This window comes from Phenylobacterium sp. (genome assembly GCF_004799515.1).
In the GTDB taxonomy this organism is placed as follows: Bacteria; Pseudomonadota; Alphaproteobacteria; order Caulobacterales; family Caulobacteraceae; genus Phenylobacterium.
Genome location: NZ_SSMX01000026.1, coordinates 460,712 through 476,811, shown reverse-complemented (window position 1 = coordinate 476,811; position 16,100 = coordinate 460,712). Strand labels below are relative to the sequence as shown.

General features: G+C 64.0%; 19 protein-coding genes. 7 read left to right on the top strand and 12 right to left on the bottom strand.

Going from position 1 to position 16,100, the window contains the following annotated elements:
• Positions 1 to 9 precede the first annotated feature (9 nt).
• From E8A49_RS11720 to E8A49_RS11690, 7 genes are all read right to left on the bottom strand, one after another.
• Positions 10 to 732, bottom strand: a complete 723-nt coding sequence (locus tag E8A49_RS11720; protein ID WP_293380943.1) for a hypothetical protein — start codon at positions 730 to 732, stop codon at positions 10 to 12.
• Positions 733 to 843: 111 nt separating this feature from the next.
• Positions 844 to 1,839 carry a nucleotide kinase domain-containing protein gene (locus E8A49_RS11715; RefSeq protein WP_293380939.1) on the bottom strand — a complete coding sequence of 332 codons (996 nt, stop codon included), beginning with the start codon at positions 1,837 to 1,839 and terminating at the stop codon, positions 844 to 846.
• 72 nt (positions 1,840 to 1,911) lie between these two features.
• Positions 1,912 to 2,598, bottom strand: a complete 687-nt coding sequence (locus E8A49_RS11710) for a hypothetical protein (RefSeq protein WP_293380936.1) — start codon at positions 2,596 to 2,598, stop codon at positions 1,912 to 1,914.
• Between the two features lie 70 nt (positions 2,599 to 2,668).
• On the bottom strand, positions 2,669 to 3,349 hold the full coding sequence (locus E8A49_RS11705; protein WP_293380933.1) for a C1 family peptidase: 681 nt from the start codon (positions 3,347 to 3,349) through the stop codon (positions 2,669 to 2,671).
• Positions 3,349 to 4,368, bottom strand: a complete 1,020-nt coding sequence (locus E8A49_RS11700) for a protease inhibitor I42 family protein (protein ID WP_293380930.1) — start codon at positions 4,366 to 4,368, stop codon at positions 3,349 to 3,351. The genes E8A49_RS11705 and E8A49_RS11700 overlap by 1 nt, the downstream gene beginning before the upstream one ends.
• Positions 4,365 to 4,733 carry a helix-turn-helix transcriptional regulator gene (locus E8A49_RS11695; RefSeq protein ID WP_293380927.1) on the bottom strand — a complete coding sequence of 123 codons (369 nt, stop codon included), beginning with the start codon at positions 4,731 to 4,733 and terminating at the stop codon, positions 4,365 to 4,367. The genes E8A49_RS11700 and E8A49_RS11695 overlap by 4 nt, the downstream gene beginning before the upstream one ends.
• Positions 4,730 to 5,074 (bottom strand): hypothetical protein, encoded by a 345-nt coding sequence (locus tag E8A49_RS11690; protein ID WP_293380924.1) that lies wholly within the window; start codon positions 5,072 to 5,074, stop codon positions 4,730 to 4,732. The genes E8A49_RS11695 and E8A49_RS11690 overlap by 4 nt, the downstream gene beginning before the upstream one ends.
• A gap of 36 nt (positions 5,075 to 5,110) precedes the next feature.
• On the opposite strand from E8A49_RS11690, the gene E8A49_RS11685 reads away from it, so the two are divergent.
• Positions 5,111 to 5,563 carry a holo-ACP synthase gene (locus E8A49_RS11685; RefSeq protein WP_293380921.1) on the top strand — a complete coding sequence of 151 codons (453 nt, stop codon included), beginning with the start codon at positions 5,111 to 5,113 and terminating at the stop codon, positions 5,561 to 5,563.
• A gap of 259 nt (positions 5,564 to 5,822) precedes the next feature.
• On the opposite strand, the gene E8A49_RS11680 is transcribed toward E8A49_RS11685, so the two are convergent.
• The 5 genes from E8A49_RS11680 to E8A49_RS11660 form a co-directional block, all read right to left on the bottom strand.
• Entirely contained in the window at positions 5,823 to 7,877 is a 2,055-nt protein-coding gene (locus E8A49_RS11680; RefSeq protein ID WP_293380918.1) for a DEAD/DEAH box helicase family protein, read from the bottom strand.
• 503 nt (positions 7,878 to 8,380) lie between these two features.
• The gene (locus E8A49_RS11675; protein WP_293380915.1) at positions 8,381 to 9,730 is read right to left on the bottom strand and encodes a site-specific integrase; all 1,350 of its coding nucleotides are present in this window, start codon (positions 9,728 to 9,730) and stop codon (positions 8,381 to 8,383) included.
• Positions 9,731 to 10,029: 299 nt separating this feature from the next.
• Positions 10,030 to 11,139, bottom strand: a complete 1,110-nt coding sequence (locus E8A49_RS11670; protein ID WP_293380912.1) for a hypothetical protein — start codon at positions 11,137 to 11,139, stop codon at positions 10,030 to 10,032.
• A gap of 294 nt (positions 11,140 to 11,433) precedes the next feature.
• Positions 11,434 to 11,667: a hypothetical protein gene (locus tag E8A49_RS11665; protein ID WP_293380909.1), complete on the bottom strand. Its 234-nt coding sequence runs from the start codon at positions 11,665 to 11,667 to the stop codon at positions 11,434 to 11,436.
• Between the two features lie 99 nt (positions 11,668 to 11,766).
• The gene (locus E8A49_RS11660) at positions 11,767 to 12,540 is read right to left on the bottom strand and encodes a competence/damage-inducible protein A (RefSeq protein ID WP_293380906.1); all 774 of its coding nucleotides are present in this window, start codon (positions 12,538 to 12,540) and stop codon (positions 11,767 to 11,769) included.
• 233 nt (positions 12,541 to 12,773) lie between these two features.
• On the opposite strand from E8A49_RS11660, the gene E8A49_RS11655 reads away from it, so the two are divergent.
• The 6 genes from E8A49_RS11655 to E8A49_RS11630 all read left to right on the top strand — a co-directional run bounded on the left by E8A49_RS11655 (position 12,774) and on the right by E8A49_RS11630 (position 16,098).
• The gene (locus E8A49_RS11655; protein ID WP_293380903.1) at positions 12,774 to 13,154 is read left to right on the top strand and encodes a hypothetical protein; all 381 of its coding nucleotides are present in this window, start codon (positions 12,774 to 12,776) and stop codon (positions 13,152 to 13,154) included.
• Positions 13,154 to 13,876 (top strand): DNA/RNA nuclease SfsA, encoded by a 723-nt coding sequence (sfsA, locus tag E8A49_RS11650; RefSeq protein WP_293380900.1) that lies wholly within the window; start codon positions 13,154 to 13,156, stop codon positions 13,874 to 13,876. The genes E8A49_RS11655 and sfsA overlap by 1 nt, the downstream gene beginning before the upstream one ends.
• Before the next feature lie 52 nt (positions 13,877 to 13,928).
• Positions 13,929 to 14,141 carry a hypothetical protein gene (locus E8A49_RS11645; RefSeq protein WP_293380897.1) on the top strand — a complete coding sequence of 71 codons (213 nt, stop codon included), beginning with the start codon at positions 13,929 to 13,931 and terminating at the stop codon, positions 14,139 to 14,141.
• An 85-nt stretch (positions 14,142 to 14,226) separates the two neighbouring features.
• Entirely contained in the window at positions 14,227 to 15,045 is an 819-nt protein-coding gene (map, locus tag E8A49_RS11640; RefSeq protein WP_293380894.1) for a type I methionyl aminopeptidase, read from the top strand.
• A 9-nt stretch (positions 15,046 to 15,054) separates the two neighbouring features.
• Positions 15,055 to 15,393 (top strand): hypothetical protein, encoded by a 339-nt coding sequence (locus E8A49_RS11635; RefSeq protein ID WP_293380891.1) that lies wholly within the window; start codon positions 15,055 to 15,057, stop codon positions 15,391 to 15,393.
• Between the two features lie 48 nt (positions 15,394 to 15,441).
• Positions 15,442 to 16,098 carry a hypothetical protein gene (locus E8A49_RS11630; RefSeq protein ID WP_293380888.1) on the top strand — a complete coding sequence of 219 codons (657 nt, stop codon included), beginning with the start codon at positions 15,442 to 15,444 and terminating at the stop codon, positions 16,096 to 16,098.
• The last annotated feature ends 2 nt before the right edge of the window (positions 16,099 to 16,100 follow it).

Genomic DNA, 16,100 nt, shown 5'->3' with positions numbered 1-16,100 from the left:
TTGGCGATGTCATTGCGCCTCCGAATTATGCGCCAGACCCGTAGTCACCGCGGCGTGCGGGTCGCTGGCCGTGCAGGACTTCACACCGACAGCTATCAGCGCCGCGATGATGAGCCCCAGGGACCACCGCAGAATGCCGTGTTCGCGCTCGATTCCCTGAATGCGATGTTCAAGGTCGTCGCGCGCTTTCTCAATCTTCGAATCAAGGCCCGGCAGCGAAAGGAATTCGTGCGAAAGCGGCGTGATCAGCTCGGTCGGAATGCCTGAGAAGCCAGGCTTTTCGCGGCCTTCAGACACTTTTCCCGCGAGACTGGCGAAGAAGATCTCAAACCATTCGTCACCACGAGCGACATGGATCGATGCTGGGCCCGCATTGTAGACGGCGAAGACCAAATTGCCCTGGTAGAGGGGCTCGACATAAAAGCCCGACACGTTGACGAGGCCGCGAAATTTGGTGGGCTTCGACCGCAGGCTCAGAAATGCGATCGCGTCATCCGGAATGTTCACCCGTTCTTCGGTGCACAGGAACGCGAACTGACCCGGAGGAATTGCCCGCGTTTCGCGTTCGCTCAGCAGCTGCCGCGATTTCGGATCCTTGTCTGAGGACGGTGAGATGAAAATCTCATCGCCGACCGTGAGCTTGTAAGAAGCCCGCTCAAGGCGCTCAGGCTTGAAGCCCGTGAAAATCGGCTTACCCGCCTTTTCGGCGGCCACCTGCCGAGCCTCAATCATTCGGCCTGTCCAGAAGCCAACGGCAGGTGGCTGCAGTGTTTCTGATGTCGTTTTCTGAACCAAGAGCGCCCCTCGGGTCGATCCCACAACGTGCGCGGGAAAGCTTGGCAATTACAAGAGGCGACCCTGGAACGATGCCGGAGCCAAGTCACCTTTTGGAAGTGCCGGGATCAGGCCCCAGCGAGGAGGAAACTGGGGAATAGGCATCCGCCGCGCTTGCGCCCGAAAACCCTGCTTGATCCGCTTTCGATTCGAGATGCCGGCGACCTCAGGGTGTCGGACGCGCGCATACTTCGAAATCTCGCAGAACAGGTTCTGGCAGTCTATCAGCTGCAGCGGACGGCCAAAAAGGCCTTCGAACTTAAGGTCCAGGCGCCGGAATTCTGTTTCCTGTCGATCAGCGATCTCAGCGATCACCTCCTCAGGCGTTCGCCCCCCCGTGTCTGCAAAACACTTCGCCAGCCCATCCAGCGCACCAGGTCCCGCGACCACGAAGTCATTTTCGCTGAAACCGAGGAGTGAAGAATAGTTGAGGTCGATTGCATATTGGTAGGCCAGAAAGGGTCCCAGACCTGGGTAGGCGAGCAGCATCTCAAAGACGCTTCTAAGTGACTTCGCCTTGCCGATGCTGGCCGGAAGCCCATCTTCCATCATTTGCGAAAGCAGAGCCAGATGATTGGCATGTTTGCGGTCGTGCCCAAATCCGGGGGCCGGCATAATGTAGGCGGCAGAATACAGACGCATTCCGCGCCGGAACGCAGCGTCAAGGACCCTACAAAGAGCGTCAAAATTCGCGGCCTGCCAACTCAGGGGGCCTAGCTGATCCTCAAGCAACTCCCACGTCTCGATCTTGTTGAAGAACTTAAAAAGGAGCGTCCGGAAAAACACCTCCGCCGGCGCCTGGGAGCGACTTTCTCCGTATTGCACGTTGGCGATCAGAAACTGACTGACTCGATCAGCCGCGCGATATGCGTTGGTGAAACGGTATGCGGCGAGGATTGGATCCTTGGTCCACGGCCCGTCTGGCTCCAATAGCCTCCGGACATAGATGCTCTGTCGTTCGGCGGCAAAGCGCCAATAGGTGTCGTAGACCTCGGTCGGCGACATGAACTTCCCCCCAGAGCACAAGTCTCTGTAGTCGATTCCCGCCGTGGCAAAGATTTGACCAACTGCTCGAAGCTAGATCACGACCTGGGCATCCTCCTCGCTGAGGATTTTTTGGCATCTCTCGAACAGCGTTCGGAGGGCAGAAGCGCTGGCACCGGCCGAATCCACCTCTGCGTGGGTCGACAGAATGGTGAGCGGACCGACCCCGGCCGCACCGGCCTCGTCCGCCACGAACTGCATCAATCGGCCAAGGCCGACGAGGTTTCCGAGGAGCTTCTCCGTGTAATAGTGATTTCGGTACACTGCAGAGAGAAGGACACGCCGATCTGCATCCAGCTTGAAGCTGAGGAAGCTCAGGCACTGGCCACCCCGTGGAGAGCCCTCGGCATCCTTGACGGGGTTGTAGATCGGTAATTCGTAGATGTTGCGAAATGGCTTTCCAGTCGCGATGTGTCGCCTCATTTTCGCGACTAGAATCTGCAGAAGATTTATCGGCCCTTCCGGCCCCGGATAGGCCGTGATCCGTTCGAAGTAGCGCCCCCAATCATTCGGTGTTCGCTTGAGGCGTGGAAATATGCGCTCCAGGTAAACACCGAAGAAGTCAGGCGCGCCGTGATCCTCGTATGTCGATTGGGGGAAAATAGTGTTCGCGACAGTCCGTACAGGAAAGCGTTCTGTGCCAGCCAGAAACGCATCCATCTCGCGAAGTATCGCTAGATCAGTGTATGTCTGTCGAACCGGATCATCGACATCGATCACGACATGGTGGGCTTCGTGGTCGGGCATTGCGTAGACGACTTGGGACGCGGCAAGCCACGCTGTGGCGCAGCTAGGCCGCGATATGCGATCTGGGTACATCGGTTGTCTCCGTAAGGCGAGCTGCGTGGATGATGCGCGGCGTGAGGAAATCTTCGGTTAGCCAGGCGTGACCGCTGAGGCCCCAGGACGTGCCCCAGCTGTTCCGAATCAGAACCAGGCGGACTCCGTCCAGCAGACCATGTCCGACAGCTATCACTGCGTGACGCCGCTGCGGGTCCGGCGGATCGCCAGCTCGCGGGCGAACGACTCCTTGAGCGTCGGGAGTGTAGAAGGCGTCCGACAGTTCGAGGATGATCATGGAGGGCACACCTTGATCGAGGTTTTCGATCACGGCGGTCAGTTCATGAGCGTGGGCCTCTCCGTCGCGGCGGAAGACTTCGCAGGTGCTTGGCGGTGCGTAGCCCGTGAGATCCGACGGAAGCGTTTCCAGATAGGGCCACGCGCCCTCGAGCGGCTGGCCGTCTAGCTTCAGCGCGTCAAGCATTGACCGAAGACTTGCGCCAAGGCGAGGCGACCGTCCGGCGCGTCGCTGCGCGTGATAGAATGCGAACTCGCAGGAAAGCTCGGCCCACCCTCCACGGGCCGCGGCGTGCGCATCGCTCGCCGCGAATGCCATGCAGGTCGGTCGCTCGCCCTGGTCGCGAGCGGTGCCGAACCGGGATCGGAGATCCTGGGCGATGTCGAGCGGCATCAGGCCGCCCTCAGGCTCTCGAAGTGGCTCTGCCGTTGACGGGAGTACCAGCCCTGCCGTTCTGCGCCCGCGAGGTTATACGTGATCGCAAAGGTTTGCCGAGGTTGCGCTGGCTGCCATGGGCGGGTTTCCGCAAGGCGGAGTTCGCCAAGCCCACGGCGTCGTGCCTCAGTGGTGATCTGTCGGAGCGTTGGACCGCCAACTTCGTCGGTTGGATCGCCCTGCCGACCATCGGAGACGACGGCGAGGCTCCGCCCATCGATCGATTCGACGCGCCACATGTAGCCAGCGCCGCTCTGCTCTTCGAGCCGCACGACGATCAAGTCTTCAGGACCACCCTCGACCCGGAGATCAGCGTCTCGCTCAGTCAAGAGCCAGACGTCACCGCGATAGCTGGTGGGGGCGTACCCTCTCAGGATCGTCTGTTTGATCTTTTTCGGAGCGACGTCAGCCATAGCGCGCGCGACGCTGAGGTCGAAGACGTCATAGCGAAACAGGGTCCATACGGTCGCGGTGAAACTCATGCCCACCCGCAGCGACAGCTGGTAGACTCTGACCGGATCAAGCAGGTCCTGGTCAGTCCAGCTCTGCCGTTCACAATGCCAGTCGAGCAGCCAGCGAGGCAGGAGGAAGGCAGCAGCAAACGTTTCCGCCTCAACCTCCTGCAAATCCTCGTCGCGTTTTGCGAAGAACGGCTGCCGCCGCAAGGCGCCAGCCTCATCATCTAGGCTCGGCGAATGGCCGAGGTAGTGGTGGCCTAGCTCATGGGCCGCGGTGAATCTCTGGAGGCTCTGCTGCCGCTCGGTCGTGACGAGGATCCCGGCCGCAGGTTTTCGGTAGTAGGCACCGAGAAGGCCATCCAGGTGCGTGAAGAATAGCGGGACACCCAGGCGCGCTATCGTGTCGTAAACGTCGACCCGGCCTTCACCGCGGATCACGCGAGCCTGGATCGCAAGGTCGCGATGAAGGCGCGTTGCTTCCAGCACGGCCCGGCGGATGTTGCTGGCACCTTCCGTCATGTTGGACCGCCAGCAGCCCTAGTCTTGAGAAAATCGGCAAACCGGCCCAGTTCCTCGCGATCCTTGAGGGAGAGCTTTGCGGCTTGGCGCGCCAGGTGCGCGACATCCGCTGGAAGAGCCGAGCCCGCCGAATCCTCTTCGCCCGTAAAATGATCGACCGGCTGCCGATAAAGTTCAGCTAAGCGTTTGAGTTCCAGCGCCTCGACTTTCCGCGCGCCGCTCTCGATGTTCGTTACCGCCGTTCGCGGCAGCTTCAGGAAGGCCGCGACCTCGTCCTGCGAATAACCAACGTATTCCCTGGCGGCCCGTAGCTTTTCACCGAGCTGACGGCGCTCCGCTTCGTCGTCCCGGATGTCGCTCGTCATACTGTTACTCCCGAGTGATGCTTCGCCCATTTGGCGGCGAGACGACCTACCACGTGCTCCACCGCGGCGGAGATGGTGTCGTAGCCGCCAGCCTTGACGACACTCTCCGTGACCTTGAACGGCACAAGATCGTCGAGGTTTGAAAGCAGTTCGACCACGGTCATCGAGTCGAGCTCGACGACCATCACAACGACTTCGTCGTCCGATGTGGGGAGCGGCAGGCCCTTACGCCGGAACCGCGCGCGGACCACTTTGATGAGATGTTCTCGCAGGATTGACGCGAGTTCCGCAGCGGGAAAGTTCGGACTCGATGTTGCCGGCGTCGCTTCGAGGTTTGCCATCGACAGCTCCCTTCTGCCGGTGCATATACCATCGTCATGTCCGAAAATCAAACATCCAGTGTCCGATTTTTGTTTCCGCCTGGAGCGAAGATCATCGGCGTGGGCACGGACGTCGTAGTCGTTGACCGGATGAGGGAGGCCATCGAGCGCACTGGCCAACCTTTCCTGAACCGGCTGTTCTCAGCGACGGAACAGCTCTGGGCGTGCGAGCAGAATGACTCCGCCATTGCGTTCTCATCACTGTTCGCGGCGAAGGAAGCCGTTGCCAAGTCAATCGGCACCGGAATCACCGGGGTGGTCGCCTGGCATGACCTGCTCGTCGACGTGGTTGCCGACAAGGTCGCGCTGTCCGGAGGCGCTTCAAAGCGTGCTCGCAGACTAAGCCAAGGCAAGGAATGCGACTGCAGGCTCCAGACGCAGATCGGGAGTGATTTCGTGAGCGTCACGGCTATCACGGCGGAAGTCGAGGCTTCTCGAACTCGTGCTTAGGGCCCTCGCCCATTCCCCCGCGCTTCAGCTCGCAGGCGGTGACATTCCCAGCCCTTCGTAAATGGCCTTTAGCTTTGCCCAAGCCGCATCGAGCATGGGCTTCGCGGCGTCTCGGCTATAGCTGTAGTCATCATTCGTGGCGTTCGTCCGAACAACGAGACACCACTCACCCTTCGCGATGACGTGAGAGCCATTCCTTCGACACTTACGCTGGCGCTGTGCCTGCTCGATCTTCACGTCGATCAGAATGTCCCTGACTTTAGCCATTGTTCTTCTCCCTTAGGGAGTCACGCACGTTGTCTCCCAGCATATCGAGCGCAGCCAGTGCGTCCTCGTTGTCGCCTGCGTCGGGCGCCTGGCGGCTCCCGGACTTAATCCCGAGATGTTCGTTGATCGCGTTGTTCAGCAGCGATGTAACGGCGGCTCGGTTGTCACGCCCCGCGACGGTCTTGTCTCGCTGGCCGACCTCGCGGCCGGCGGGCGAGAGCTTCAGATCCTTGAGAATACGGGCGACGACGGAGCCTGTGCGTTCGGAGAGCCTCTTGCGCGCGCCAACTCGCCGCGCCTGCGGCTGCACCGGAAGGTCGCCGGAGCTGCTGACCTGAGACAGCTCCCGCTGCTTTCGGCGCAACGTCTCCCTGAGCTTGTCTTTTGCGATGACGTCGCGCAGGCGTAGCCCCGCTCCAATCTCGTGGTCCAGCATCTCTTCCAGGACGCGATCGTCTTCCGGGTCAAGGAACGACCGATTGATGAACGAGCCGACAATCTCGTTATCGACCAACATGCCAATGTCGAAGCGACGGGGCTCTCCTGATCCGTCGCCATCGCCATTCTCGTCGCCGGCTTCTAGCCACTTCTTGACCATCGCCTGGTCATCGAAATCGAGTTCGCGAAAATCGTCCCAATGGGCGTCGGTGTTCAAGCCCACATGCGAGACTACGAAGGCGTGATTGTCCGGGTGGTCCGGCTTCGCCTCATGGACGACGCGCATCACGCGTCCGACGAACTGGATGTAGGGCGACAAGCTTGCGAACGGCCGGAAGATGGCCGCGACGCTCAGGGGCGGATGATCGAAGCCTTCGCCGAGCATCTGCACCTGGACAATGCAATCAAGCTTGCCGCTGCGAAGGTCGGCAAGAATGGCGTCCTGCCGGTCCCGATCCATCTCACCATAGATTTCGGCCGCCTTCAGGCCTCGCTCTTCGTACAGGCCGCGCACCTGACGGGCATGGTCGACGGAACAGGCAACGGCGATGATCTGGTGACGGAAACCGCTGCGCTCTCGTAGCTCCTGAAGATACTTGATGCTGGCATCGACGATGTGACGATTGCACTCCGGCGCCAACGCGACGCCCCGCCGGAACCAGGCGTGTTCGCGCAAGGCTAACACCTCTTCCAGTGTGTGCCTTTTCGTATCGTCACGGTAGCTGAAGGACAGCTCAGACGGCGCGACGTTCCGCGAGTGAATCTGCTTGATGTACCCCTTCACCATCGCCCTGGTGAACGGGTAGCGATAGATAACCTTCCCGACCGGCCGCGATCCGTCTCCGCGGAACGGCGTCGCCGTCAGACTGACGACCTTGGCATTCGGAAAGCGATCGAAGACCTTTGCCCAGCTCGGGGCCACGTTGTGGTGGCCTTCGTCGATCATGATTATGTCGAAATAGTTGGGCGGAAACTGCGGGAGCCAGCGATCGGCAGAGCTAGCCAATTGGTGGATGTTGGTGACGACGAACTGGCTCGCATTGCAGTCGTGGAGATTGGCATCGACGCCATCCAAAACAGCGCGAAATGGTCCTGCCGAAAAATCGTGGAGAGCGCCTGTCCGCCGCCAGAAATTTTTAGGGTTGCTGATGTCGAGCGACTCCGCGACGCCCGACCGGATTGTCAAATTGGGTGTGATGACGAGCGCGCGCCCTTTGGCGACGCCGAAGGGCAATGTCGCAATCACGCCAGTCTTTCCGCATCCGACGGGAATCTGCAGGATCACCGGCTCGTTCGAAGCTTCGAAGTGAGTGCGCACTGCCCGGTGGGCACCCTGCTGCGGCTCGCGGATCTTGGGGTTCGCCTCAATGTCCGCAGTCAGGGTCTGAAACATATGGTCTGGCACGTCGGCGGCCTGTTCGGCGCGCCGATACTCGAGCCGATATGGCTCAAGATCAGGCCGGCGATAGAAGCGATAGCCGCTTCCGGGGCGACGCACCGGCTTGAGCTTGTCGGAGGCATCCCACCTTCGAAGGGTGTCCTTCGAGACGCCGACATACTCGGCGGCCTCGGCAAGAGTTAAGAAGTCTGGGGCATCGCTTGGTGACATACCGCAACATTATGCAACCTTATGCACCCAGTCAACCCGCGCGGCAGAATGAGCCTTTGGCCACCTAGCCGGTTTGAACGTCGCGAATGAGTCGGGAACAGTCTGCTACCAGCTAGGCTCGCGTGCCGCCGTTAAGGAGACCGTCCAAACTTCAGCTTGCGAAGTTGGGATTGGTGCGGGCGGCCGGGGTCGAACCGGCACGAGCCTTTCGGCCCTACGGATTTTCGTACCACTTCGGCTTTCGCCGCCGCCGTCGGCGTTCGTGGTCTGGACTATCCCTTCGCCATAGCCGCTAGGCCTTAGGCGCCGCCCGTCTAGTCTCTACACCTTCCCGAGAGGCCGGAGCCTCGGTGGGCTTGGCTCGGGATCGCCATCTGACAGGGTTCCCCGAATTTGAGCGGTTCTACGTCCAGCGTTTCCGCCGGCGCACTCAGGTCTTCAGTTCAAGTCCGTTGCGTCTACCAATTTCGCCACGCCCGCGTAGCAGTCTGGGATTGCCATAGTCAGCGCGTACGCGCCAGCCGAGGCCGGGTAAGGGCGTTCGCCCGGATGGGCGCCTTGGCGTTCGCCGGCGCCTGTTTCGCGGAACCTGCGTTCCGCGGCTTAGACTTCTTGCGGACGTTGATCGCGGCGGCGTTCAACGTGTTGACGATGTGCGAGGCGTAGAATTTCTGAATCATCTCCACGCTGGTCCGGCAGTTCTTGGCGATCTGGTAGATGTCCGCCCCCTCCATCAGCCGCATTGAGATGTAGGTGTGGCGCAGGCTGTAGGCCGTGCGGGGATTGCCCTCGCGATCCTTCTTCAGGTCGAGTTCGTCCAGCACCGCATTGAGCAACTCCCGCTGGACTGGCCCAAACACCAGGTCAGTGGGCTTCGGGTCGTTGCGCTTGCGTAGTCGGCGCAGCGGCTCGACGGCGCCCGGCATACTCTTGCAGAAGCCGACGCCCCGCTTACCGCGAACTTCGATCTCAAGAATGCGGTCGCCTGTGTCCTCGTCGACCACCACGTTGATGTCGCGATATTCCAACCGCGAGGCTTCGTCCGGCCGCAGGCCGGTGTTGCCCATGAACAGTACATAGTCGTGGAATTGTTTGGATTCGTGCCGCCACCGCTCGTTCTTTGGGTTCTTGGCGCGCGCGCGGGTGGCCTCGTAGAGGCGCTTGTATTCGTCGGGCGAGAACCAGGCGCGATGCGAGATTTTCCCAGACATCTTGTACGGCGCAGACATGTCAGGCAGCGCCGCAAGCCAACCCTTCCTGTTGGCGGTCTTCAGCACCTGGCGGAGGGTGACCATCTCCTGATGGAGCGTGTTGCGCGCCGGCCTTCCCCGGCGCCGACCGCCCAGGACGGGCGGCGCCGACGCCTCGTCGGTAGGAAGCGACATGCGGCGAACGCGGTATTCCTGGATGGAGCCCGCGGTGATCTCCGAAAGCGGCGTGTCGCCGAAGAAGGGGGTCAGGTAGAGCTTGAGGTGACGCGACTTCGCCGCGACGTAGCTCGCGTTCCGCTCGCCGTTTGTGATGACTTCGTACTCTCCGACGAAGGCCTCCGCAGCTTCTCGGAAGGTACGGCCTGCGGGTTTGTGACGGCGACGCCCGTCAGTCGGGACAGCGCCGTCATAGAGCTCGGCAATCTCGGGCAGTGGGATGCCGCGGCGGCATAGCCGATCATCGGCGTAGCGGTCTACGTACCAGTCCCGCGCGAACTCCATGGCAAGGGCCAGATTATCCTGGTGGGTGCTGGCCCGATGGTTGCGGCCCCCGAGAAAGACGGCGCACTGCCAGAACCGGCTGTTCTCACGTCGGTACACATGGACCTTGCCGTCCATGAGGGTGTGGCTGTCGGAAGCCATGTCTCACCTCACCCTTTGAGGGGCAAACTGTGTAAGACATGTGTAACTCGTCCGGCGTTCGGTCGCAGCCCGTAAGTCGTTGATTAGACCACGTAACTTTACGGGTTCATCGACCGGAAAACGCTTTTAAGTCCGCTGCGTCTACCAATTCCGCCACGCCCGCGCAGGGGCCGTCATAGCGCGCCGGGCTCGGAGTTTTAAGCCGCTTGCGTCGGACGGGTTCAGGCCAGGGCCATGGCGCGGCGCCCGTCGCCGCCCCGGCTCAGGGGTCCGGCCCAGGCCGCCGAATAAGGCCGCCCCTAGGCCGCCATCGCCGTGGCCTCGGCGCCCAGGCCTTGTTCGAAGTCCTGCAGGATGTCCAGCAACTCGCCGACATTGGCCTCCAGCGGCTTGCCCTTCGGGAAGCGGAAGCGCCAGAACGAGGCGATATGGCTGACCACCCCGGTGCCCTCGCCCAGCTTCACCAGCATCTCCGGCGAGCGCAGCAGGAAGTCGCGGAAGGCCGTGGCGTTGCCGTCGCGGGTCAGCTCCTCGAACACCTGGTCATAGACCCGCAGGTAGTCGGCCACCGACTTCACCTGCCGCTCGATATTGTCGTGCAGCCGCACCTTCATGGTGCGCACCAGGCCCTCGTGCTCAAAATCGCGCGGGCCCACGGTCTTCACCTGCAAGAGCTCGACCATCACCTCGCGCAGCTTCGGCCACAGGCTGTTCAGCACCCATTTGTAGTAGAGGAAGCCCTTCCAGGCGAAGATGCCCTCGCGGTAGCTGTCGCCCTCCAGGCGCAGGGTCAGGCGCAGGGGCTCCAGGCGGTCGTCGTTGCGGCTGGACAGCAGGGCCTCGACCAGGCGGGTCGTGCTGGCGTCGCTGGAGGAGCGGCCCTTGTAGGCCAGGTCGATCAGCCGGCTGATCTCGCGGCCCACGAACTGCTGCATGGCGTCAAGGTCGTGGCTGGAAATCTCGAAGTGGGTGTCGGCGATCTCGAAGCCGCGCCGGCGCATGTGCTCGCGCAGCAGGAAGGGATCGAGGGACGGCAGCTCGTCCAGGGCCTCCAGCACGCCGGCGTCGCGGCCCAGGTCGTGGCTGACCCCGGCCAGCTCCTGCAGGCTCTCCATCCAGCCGCGGTCGCCGACGAACAGCGAGCGGCCGCCCAGGCTGAGGTCCGAGCGTTCGAAGGGCACGATCAGCTTGGTGGCCGTGCGCCGCACGGTGGCGACGGTGCCGATCTCGTTGGCGCGCAGGCGATGCTTCAGGATCACCGCGGCGTTCAGGGCCGGCGCCATGAAGAGCGGCTTGGCGCTGTGGTCGGGATTGTTGGCGTGCTTCACCGCCAGCGCGGCCAGGTTCAGCACCCGGCTGGTGGACGCCGTCTTCTCCAGCGCCCGCATGCTGCGGTAGGTCTCGGCCACGAAGATCGCCCCCCCGGGCGGGATTTAGGAGGAAGAACACCGGTACGTAGGTCGCCAGAGCATCGGCGCTAAAAGCGAAGGGCCGATTAATCCCGCGCCGCTTCGCCGAACCTGTGATGCGGCACTCCGCGCCGGCGCCGCTCAGATGTCGAGACCCCGGGCCACGCCGGAAGCGGCGATGAGCACCCGCTCCCAAACGCGCCTCAGCGTTCAGGATTGCCCCACAGGCTTATCCACAGGGCGGATGACATTGCGTGACGGTCCGTCACGCCCGCCGTGGGCCGCGGAAGACGATCAGCGGTGCTGCATCTTCTCGAGGTCCTGGCGCTCTTCCTGCTTGCGCTCCGCCGACTGCTCGACGTTGTAGCAGGTCTTCTTCGGCGTCAGGCTGCCGGTCACCGACTCCGTATGGCAGACCACCTTCGGCTTCGCGGCCGGGGCGTCGGCGGCCTTGGCCGGCGGGGCGTCGGTCTTGGCGGCGTCGGCCACGGCGGGGGTGTCGGCCATGAACAGGGCCGACGCGATCATTGCACTCAGAAACAAAGCAGGGCTCTCCTCAAAGAACGCGCAATCTGGGATATAATTTCCCCATAGGGGATGTGGCGCGTTGGCACAATGACGGCGCCGTCAGTTTGCCGGCTCGATCTCGCGGGCGCCCATTATGCCGGCAGCGGCCAGGGCGGCGATCAGTTCGGCCACCGTCGCCGCCAGCTCGGCCGGGTCGCGCCCGCGCAGCACCAGGTTGGAGCCGAACCCGCCCTCGCCGAAGAACGGATAGCTGCCCAGCGACATGGCCGGGTGCGCCTTGGCCACCGCCTCCAGGGGTGCGGCGATCACGCCCTCGCCGGAGCCTTCCACCCGCACCGTCCGCGACACAGTCACCGCCCCGCCCTTCAGCCTGGGGCCGACGTCCTCCAGCATGCCGCGCATGATCGCGGGCACGCCCGCCAGGGTGAAGACGTTGCCGATGGTGAAGCCGGGCGGGCCCTGCACCGGGTTCTTCACCAGCTCGCCGCCCACGGGCACGCGGGCCATCCGCCGGCGTGCGGCGTTGACCTCGCCGCCCCAGCGCGCCTGCAAGAGCGCCACGATTTCCGGATGCTCATAGAGCTCGACGCCGAACGCCGCCGCCACCGCGTCGGCGGTGATGTCGTCGTGCGTCGGACCGATCCCGCCGGTGGTGATCACGTAGTCGTAGCGGGACCGCAGCGCGTTCAGCGCCGCCACGATCTCCTCGTGCACGTCCGGCACGGTGCGCGCCTCGGCCAGGTCCACGCCGTGGACCGCCAGATAGCGGGCGATGTCGCGCAGGTTGGTGTCCTGGGTGCGCCCCGACAGGATCTCGTCGCCGATGATCAGCACCGCGGCGGTGACGCGCCCGTCGGTCGTTGCAGCCGCCATGCCGATGCATCCTCGATTTCGGTGTGTCCGCCGGCATTCTTGAGAATGCTGGAGAGCCTTACAGCCCATGGCCAGATTGGAGCTACGGGCTCCGGCAAGGTCAAGGACGAGCCTGAAGGCTCGCCGCGTGGCGGCCCCGGGCGAAGCCCGGTCCTTGAGCTTGCCGGAGCCCGTAGCAAACTCGCCCCCATGGACTTAAGGACGGGCCCGTAAGTTCTCGTCTGGAGCGTAGCATGCGCCTCGCCTTCGCATCCGCCATCGCCCTTCTCGCCCTGCCCCTCGCCGGCCAGGCCCAGACGCCGCGATCGGAACGGCCGTTCTTCGCTGAACTCGCGCGCCAGTGCCCCGCGCAGAATCTGCAGAAGCTGAGCCCGGCCGACCTCGACGGGTTCATGGAGGGGTTCGCGAACCGGCTGACCTCAGCCCAGGCGCGCGCCCTGCAGGATACGGTCGGCGCGCGCTGCGCCCGCATCGAAGCCGGTCTCTCCTGCGGCAACAACGCCACCCTCGACGCCTATCGGCGCTTCCACCTGCTGAAGGCGTTCACCGGAAAAGTCTGCGCCTCCGGCCTGAGCTGCCGCGGCGTCTCCGACTGCATCAAGACCACGCCCTGATGGACTTCCCCTCGCCGCTGGCCCGCGGAACCCTGGTCGCCCGCTACAAGCGCTTCTTCGCCGACGTGGCCCTGGACGACGGGACCGAGGTCACCGCCCACTGCCCGAACCCGGGCGCCATGCTGGGCCTCAACACGCCGGGCCTGCGCGCCTGGGTCTCCCGCGTCGACAACCCCAAGCGCAAGCTGGCCCACACCCTGGAGCTGGTCGAGGCCGACGGCGGCCTGGTGGGCGTCAACACCATGCACCCCAACCGCCTAGTCGCCGAAGCCCTCGCCGCCGACGCCATCCCAGAGCTGACCGCGTACGCCCGCCACCGCCGCGAGGTGAAGTACGGCGAGGCCTCCCGCGTGGACTTCCTGCTGGAGGCGCCGGATCGCGCGCCCTGCTGGCTGGAGATCAAGAACTGCCACCTGCGCCGCGCCGGGACCCTCGCCGAGTTCCCCGACTGCGTCGCCGCCCGTTCGGCCCGCCACTTGCGCGCGCTGGAGGCCATGGTCGCCCAGGGCGACCGCGCCGTGGTCCTGTTCGTCGTCCAGCGCACCGACTGCGACGCCTTCGCCGCCTGCGCCGAGCTGGACCCGGCCTTCGCCGCCGGCCTCACCCATGCCGCCGCCGCGGGCGTCGAGGTGCTGGTCTACGCCTGCGACATCGATACGGCGGGCGTCCGCATCGCCCGGCGGATCCCCTGGACCGGCGCGGGCGAGCTTACGCTAGCGTAAAGGCGCGGGACCGCGCAGACTGCCGCCACGCTGAAAATGGGGACGTCGACGGATGCAGGCTCTCTTCAACATCGTCATGCGGATCATAAGCTCTCTGCTCGGCCTGCTGATGATCGCCATGGGCAGCGTCTGGGTGCTGCAGGGGCTGAACATCGCCTTCCGCGTGGGCTTCATGGTCGGCGACAAGCGCTGGGTGGCCTGGGGCGCGCTGCTGGCCCTGGTCGGCGTGGCTCAGGTGGTCTGGAGCAACACGCGGCAGGCCTGAACGCCGCCGCCCGGCTAAGCGGCGGTTGAATTTCCGTGCTATCGTTGCGACTTAAGGCCAGCCCCCGAAACGCGACGCACCCGCCATGACCGACCTCCTCGACGCCGACCACCGCACCGGCCAGATCAAGATCCACACCGCCGCCGACTTCGAGGGCATGCGGGTCGCCGGCAAGCTGGCCGCCGAGTGCCTGGACATGCTGACCCCGCACGTGGTCCCGGGCGTGGTCACCGACCGGCTCGACACGCTCGCCCGCGAGTTCATCCTCGACCATGGCGCGATCCCGGCTTGCCTGGGCTACCGCGGCTACACCAAGACCGTCTGCATCAGCGCCAACCACGTGGTCTGCCACGGCATCCCCGGCGAGCGGGTCCTGCGCGAGGGCGACATCGCCAACATCGACGTGACCGTCATCGTCGACGGCTGGCACGGCGACACCAGCCGCATGTACGGCGTGGGCCCGGTGGCCCCGCGCGCCAAGCGCCTGATCGACGTGACCTACGAGGCGATCCAGCGCGGCCTCGACGTCGTGAAACCCGGCGCGCGCACCGGCGACATCGGCCACGCCATCCAGACCTATGTGGAGAGCATGCGCTGCTCGGTGGTCCGCGACTTCTGCGGCCACGGCCTGGGCAAGGTGTTCCACGACGCCCCCAACATCCTGCCCTTCGGCCAGAAGGGGACCGGCGAGCTGCTGCGCCCCGGCATGTTCTTCACCATCGAGCCGATGGTGAACCTCGGCAAATACCAGGTGAAGCTGCTGGCCGACGGCTGGACGGCGGTCACCCGCGACAAGTCGCTGTCGGCCCAGTGCGAGCACTCCATCGGCGTCACCGAGACCGGCTACGAGATCTTCACCGCCTCGCCCACCGGCCTCTTCAAGCCGCCGGTGATCGGCGCCTAGGGGAACGCCGTGCACCTACCCGCGATCACCGTGTCCATGGCGGCGTCGCTGATCGCGGTGCTGGCGGCCACGAGTTCGATTTGGAGCCTTGCGTTGCGACGCAGGCAGGGCCGGAAGGCGATCGAGGCCCGGCTCGCGGGGCTCGGCGAAACGGTGGTCGAGATCAGCAACAAGCCCTTCTACCGCGCCGCGTGGGGAACGGCTGGCCTGACCGCCGGAGCGGTCATCCACCGTATCGTCTCCCGCACAGCCGTCGGCGAAGAGCGCGTCCGCGAATGGGCCTTTGACCCCGCGGCGAGCGGCGGCCTCAAGACCTTCGCCCACGGCATCTGGATCCCGCTCGCCTAGCCACCTCCCGAGCTTGTCGAACCGGACCGAAGCCGCTTAGCTCCGGCCATGGCGCCCGAGATCCCCGAACCGCCCCACCCGCCGCACAAGGCCTCCAGCCTTCCCCGTTGGCTGGAGTGGACCACGGCGATCTCGGCCCTCGTGATCTCGATCTGCTCGATCGGGATCGCGGTCTACAACGCCGGCATCGAGTCACGCCTGCTGAAGGCCAACTCCTATCCGTACCTCGTCTCCGGTTTCAACGACGCCAACCCAGGCGGGCCGGATCGCATCTCCATCGAGCTGCTGAACAATGGGGTCGGGCCTGCCGACGAGCGTAGTCTGAGGATCAAGCTGGGTGGCCACTACATCAGCGACGTGAAGACCCTTGTCCGTGAGGCCGTGGGCCCAGCGGAGGCCGAGGAAGCCGTCGAGGCGCTCAAGGACGTGCACGACAACGAGCCCACACGCTTCGTCGCTTCCAAGGATCATGTGGTGGTCTTCCAGATCGACAAGACGCCGGAGAACGCCCGCTTGTGGGAGCTTTTCGACCAGGCGCTGAACCGCAAGGGCATGTCCGTGGAGGTCTGTTACTGCTCGGTGTTCGAGGAGTGCTGGACGGTGCGAGACTACATCCATACGCCGGTGAAGGCCTGTGTCCGCGATCCGGGGTCCGAATTCAGGCCGTCATCGCGTTACGCCGCGTCGCCCTTGCCGCAGAGCTGAAA

Excerpts from the sequence above, each read along its gene's own strand:
- E8A49_RS11685 (WP_293380921.1), top strand. The coding sequence starts at position 5,111 with ATGTCCGAAAATCAAACATCCAGTGTCCGATTTTTGTTTCCGCCTGGA.
- E8A49_RS11715 (WP_293380939.1), bottom strand. The coding sequence starts at position 1,839 with ATGTCGCCGACCGAGGTCTACGACACCTATTGGCGCTTTGCCGCCGAA.
- sfsA (WP_293380900.1), top strand. The coding sequence starts at position 13,154 with ATGGACTTCCCCTCGCCGCTGGCCCGCGGAACCCTGGTCGCCCGCTAC.
- E8A49_RS11665 (WP_293380909.1), bottom strand. The coding sequence starts at position 11,667 with ATGATCGCGTCGGCCCTGTTCATGGCCGACACCCCCGCCGTGGCCGAC.
- map (WP_293380894.1), top strand. The coding sequence starts at position 14,227 with ATGACCGACCTCCTCGACGCCGACCACCGCACCGGCCAGATCAAGATC.
- E8A49_RS11660 (WP_293380906.1), bottom strand. The coding sequence starts at position 12,540 with ATGGCGGCTGCAACGACCGACGGGCGCGTCACCGCCGCGGTGCTGATC.
- E8A49_RS11690 (WP_293380924.1), bottom strand. The coding sequence starts at position 5,074 with ATGGCAAACCTCGAAGCGACGCCGGCAACATCGAGTCCGAACTTTCCC.
- E8A49_RS11705 (WP_293380933.1), bottom strand. The coding sequence starts at position 3,349 with ATGCCGCTCGACATCGCCCAGGATCTCCGATCCCGGTTCGGCACCGCT.
- E8A49_RS11680 (WP_293380918.1), bottom strand. The coding sequence starts at position 7,877 with ATGTCACCAAGCGATGCCCCAGACTTCTTAACTCTTGCCGAGGCCGCC.
- E8A49_RS11630 (WP_293380888.1), top strand. The coding sequence starts at position 15,442 with ATGGCGCCCGAGATCCCCGAACCGCCCCACCCGCCGCACAAGGCCTCC.
- E8A49_RS11655 (WP_293380903.1), top strand. The coding sequence starts at position 12,774 with ATGCGCCTCGCCTTCGCATCCGCCATCGCCCTTCTCGCCCTGCCCCTC.
- E8A49_RS11675 (WP_293380915.1), bottom strand. The coding sequence starts at position 9,730 with ATGGCTTCCGACAGCCACACCCTCATGGACGGCAAGGTCCATGTGTAC.
- E8A49_RS11695 (WP_293380927.1), bottom strand. The coding sequence starts at position 4,733 with ATGACGAGCGACATCCGGGACGACGAAGCGGAGCGCCGTCAGCTCGGT.
- E8A49_RS11645 (WP_293380897.1), top strand. The coding sequence starts at position 13,929 with ATGCAGGCTCTCTTCAACATCGTCATGCGGATCATAAGCTCTCTGCTC.
- E8A49_RS11720 (WP_293380943.1), bottom strand. The coding sequence starts at position 732 with ATGATTGAGGCTCGGCAGGTGGCCGCCGAAAAGGCGGGTAAGCCGATT.
- E8A49_RS11700 (WP_293380930.1), bottom strand. The coding sequence starts at position 4,368 with ATGACGGAAGGTGCCAGCAACATCCGCCGGGCCGTGCTGGAAGCAACG.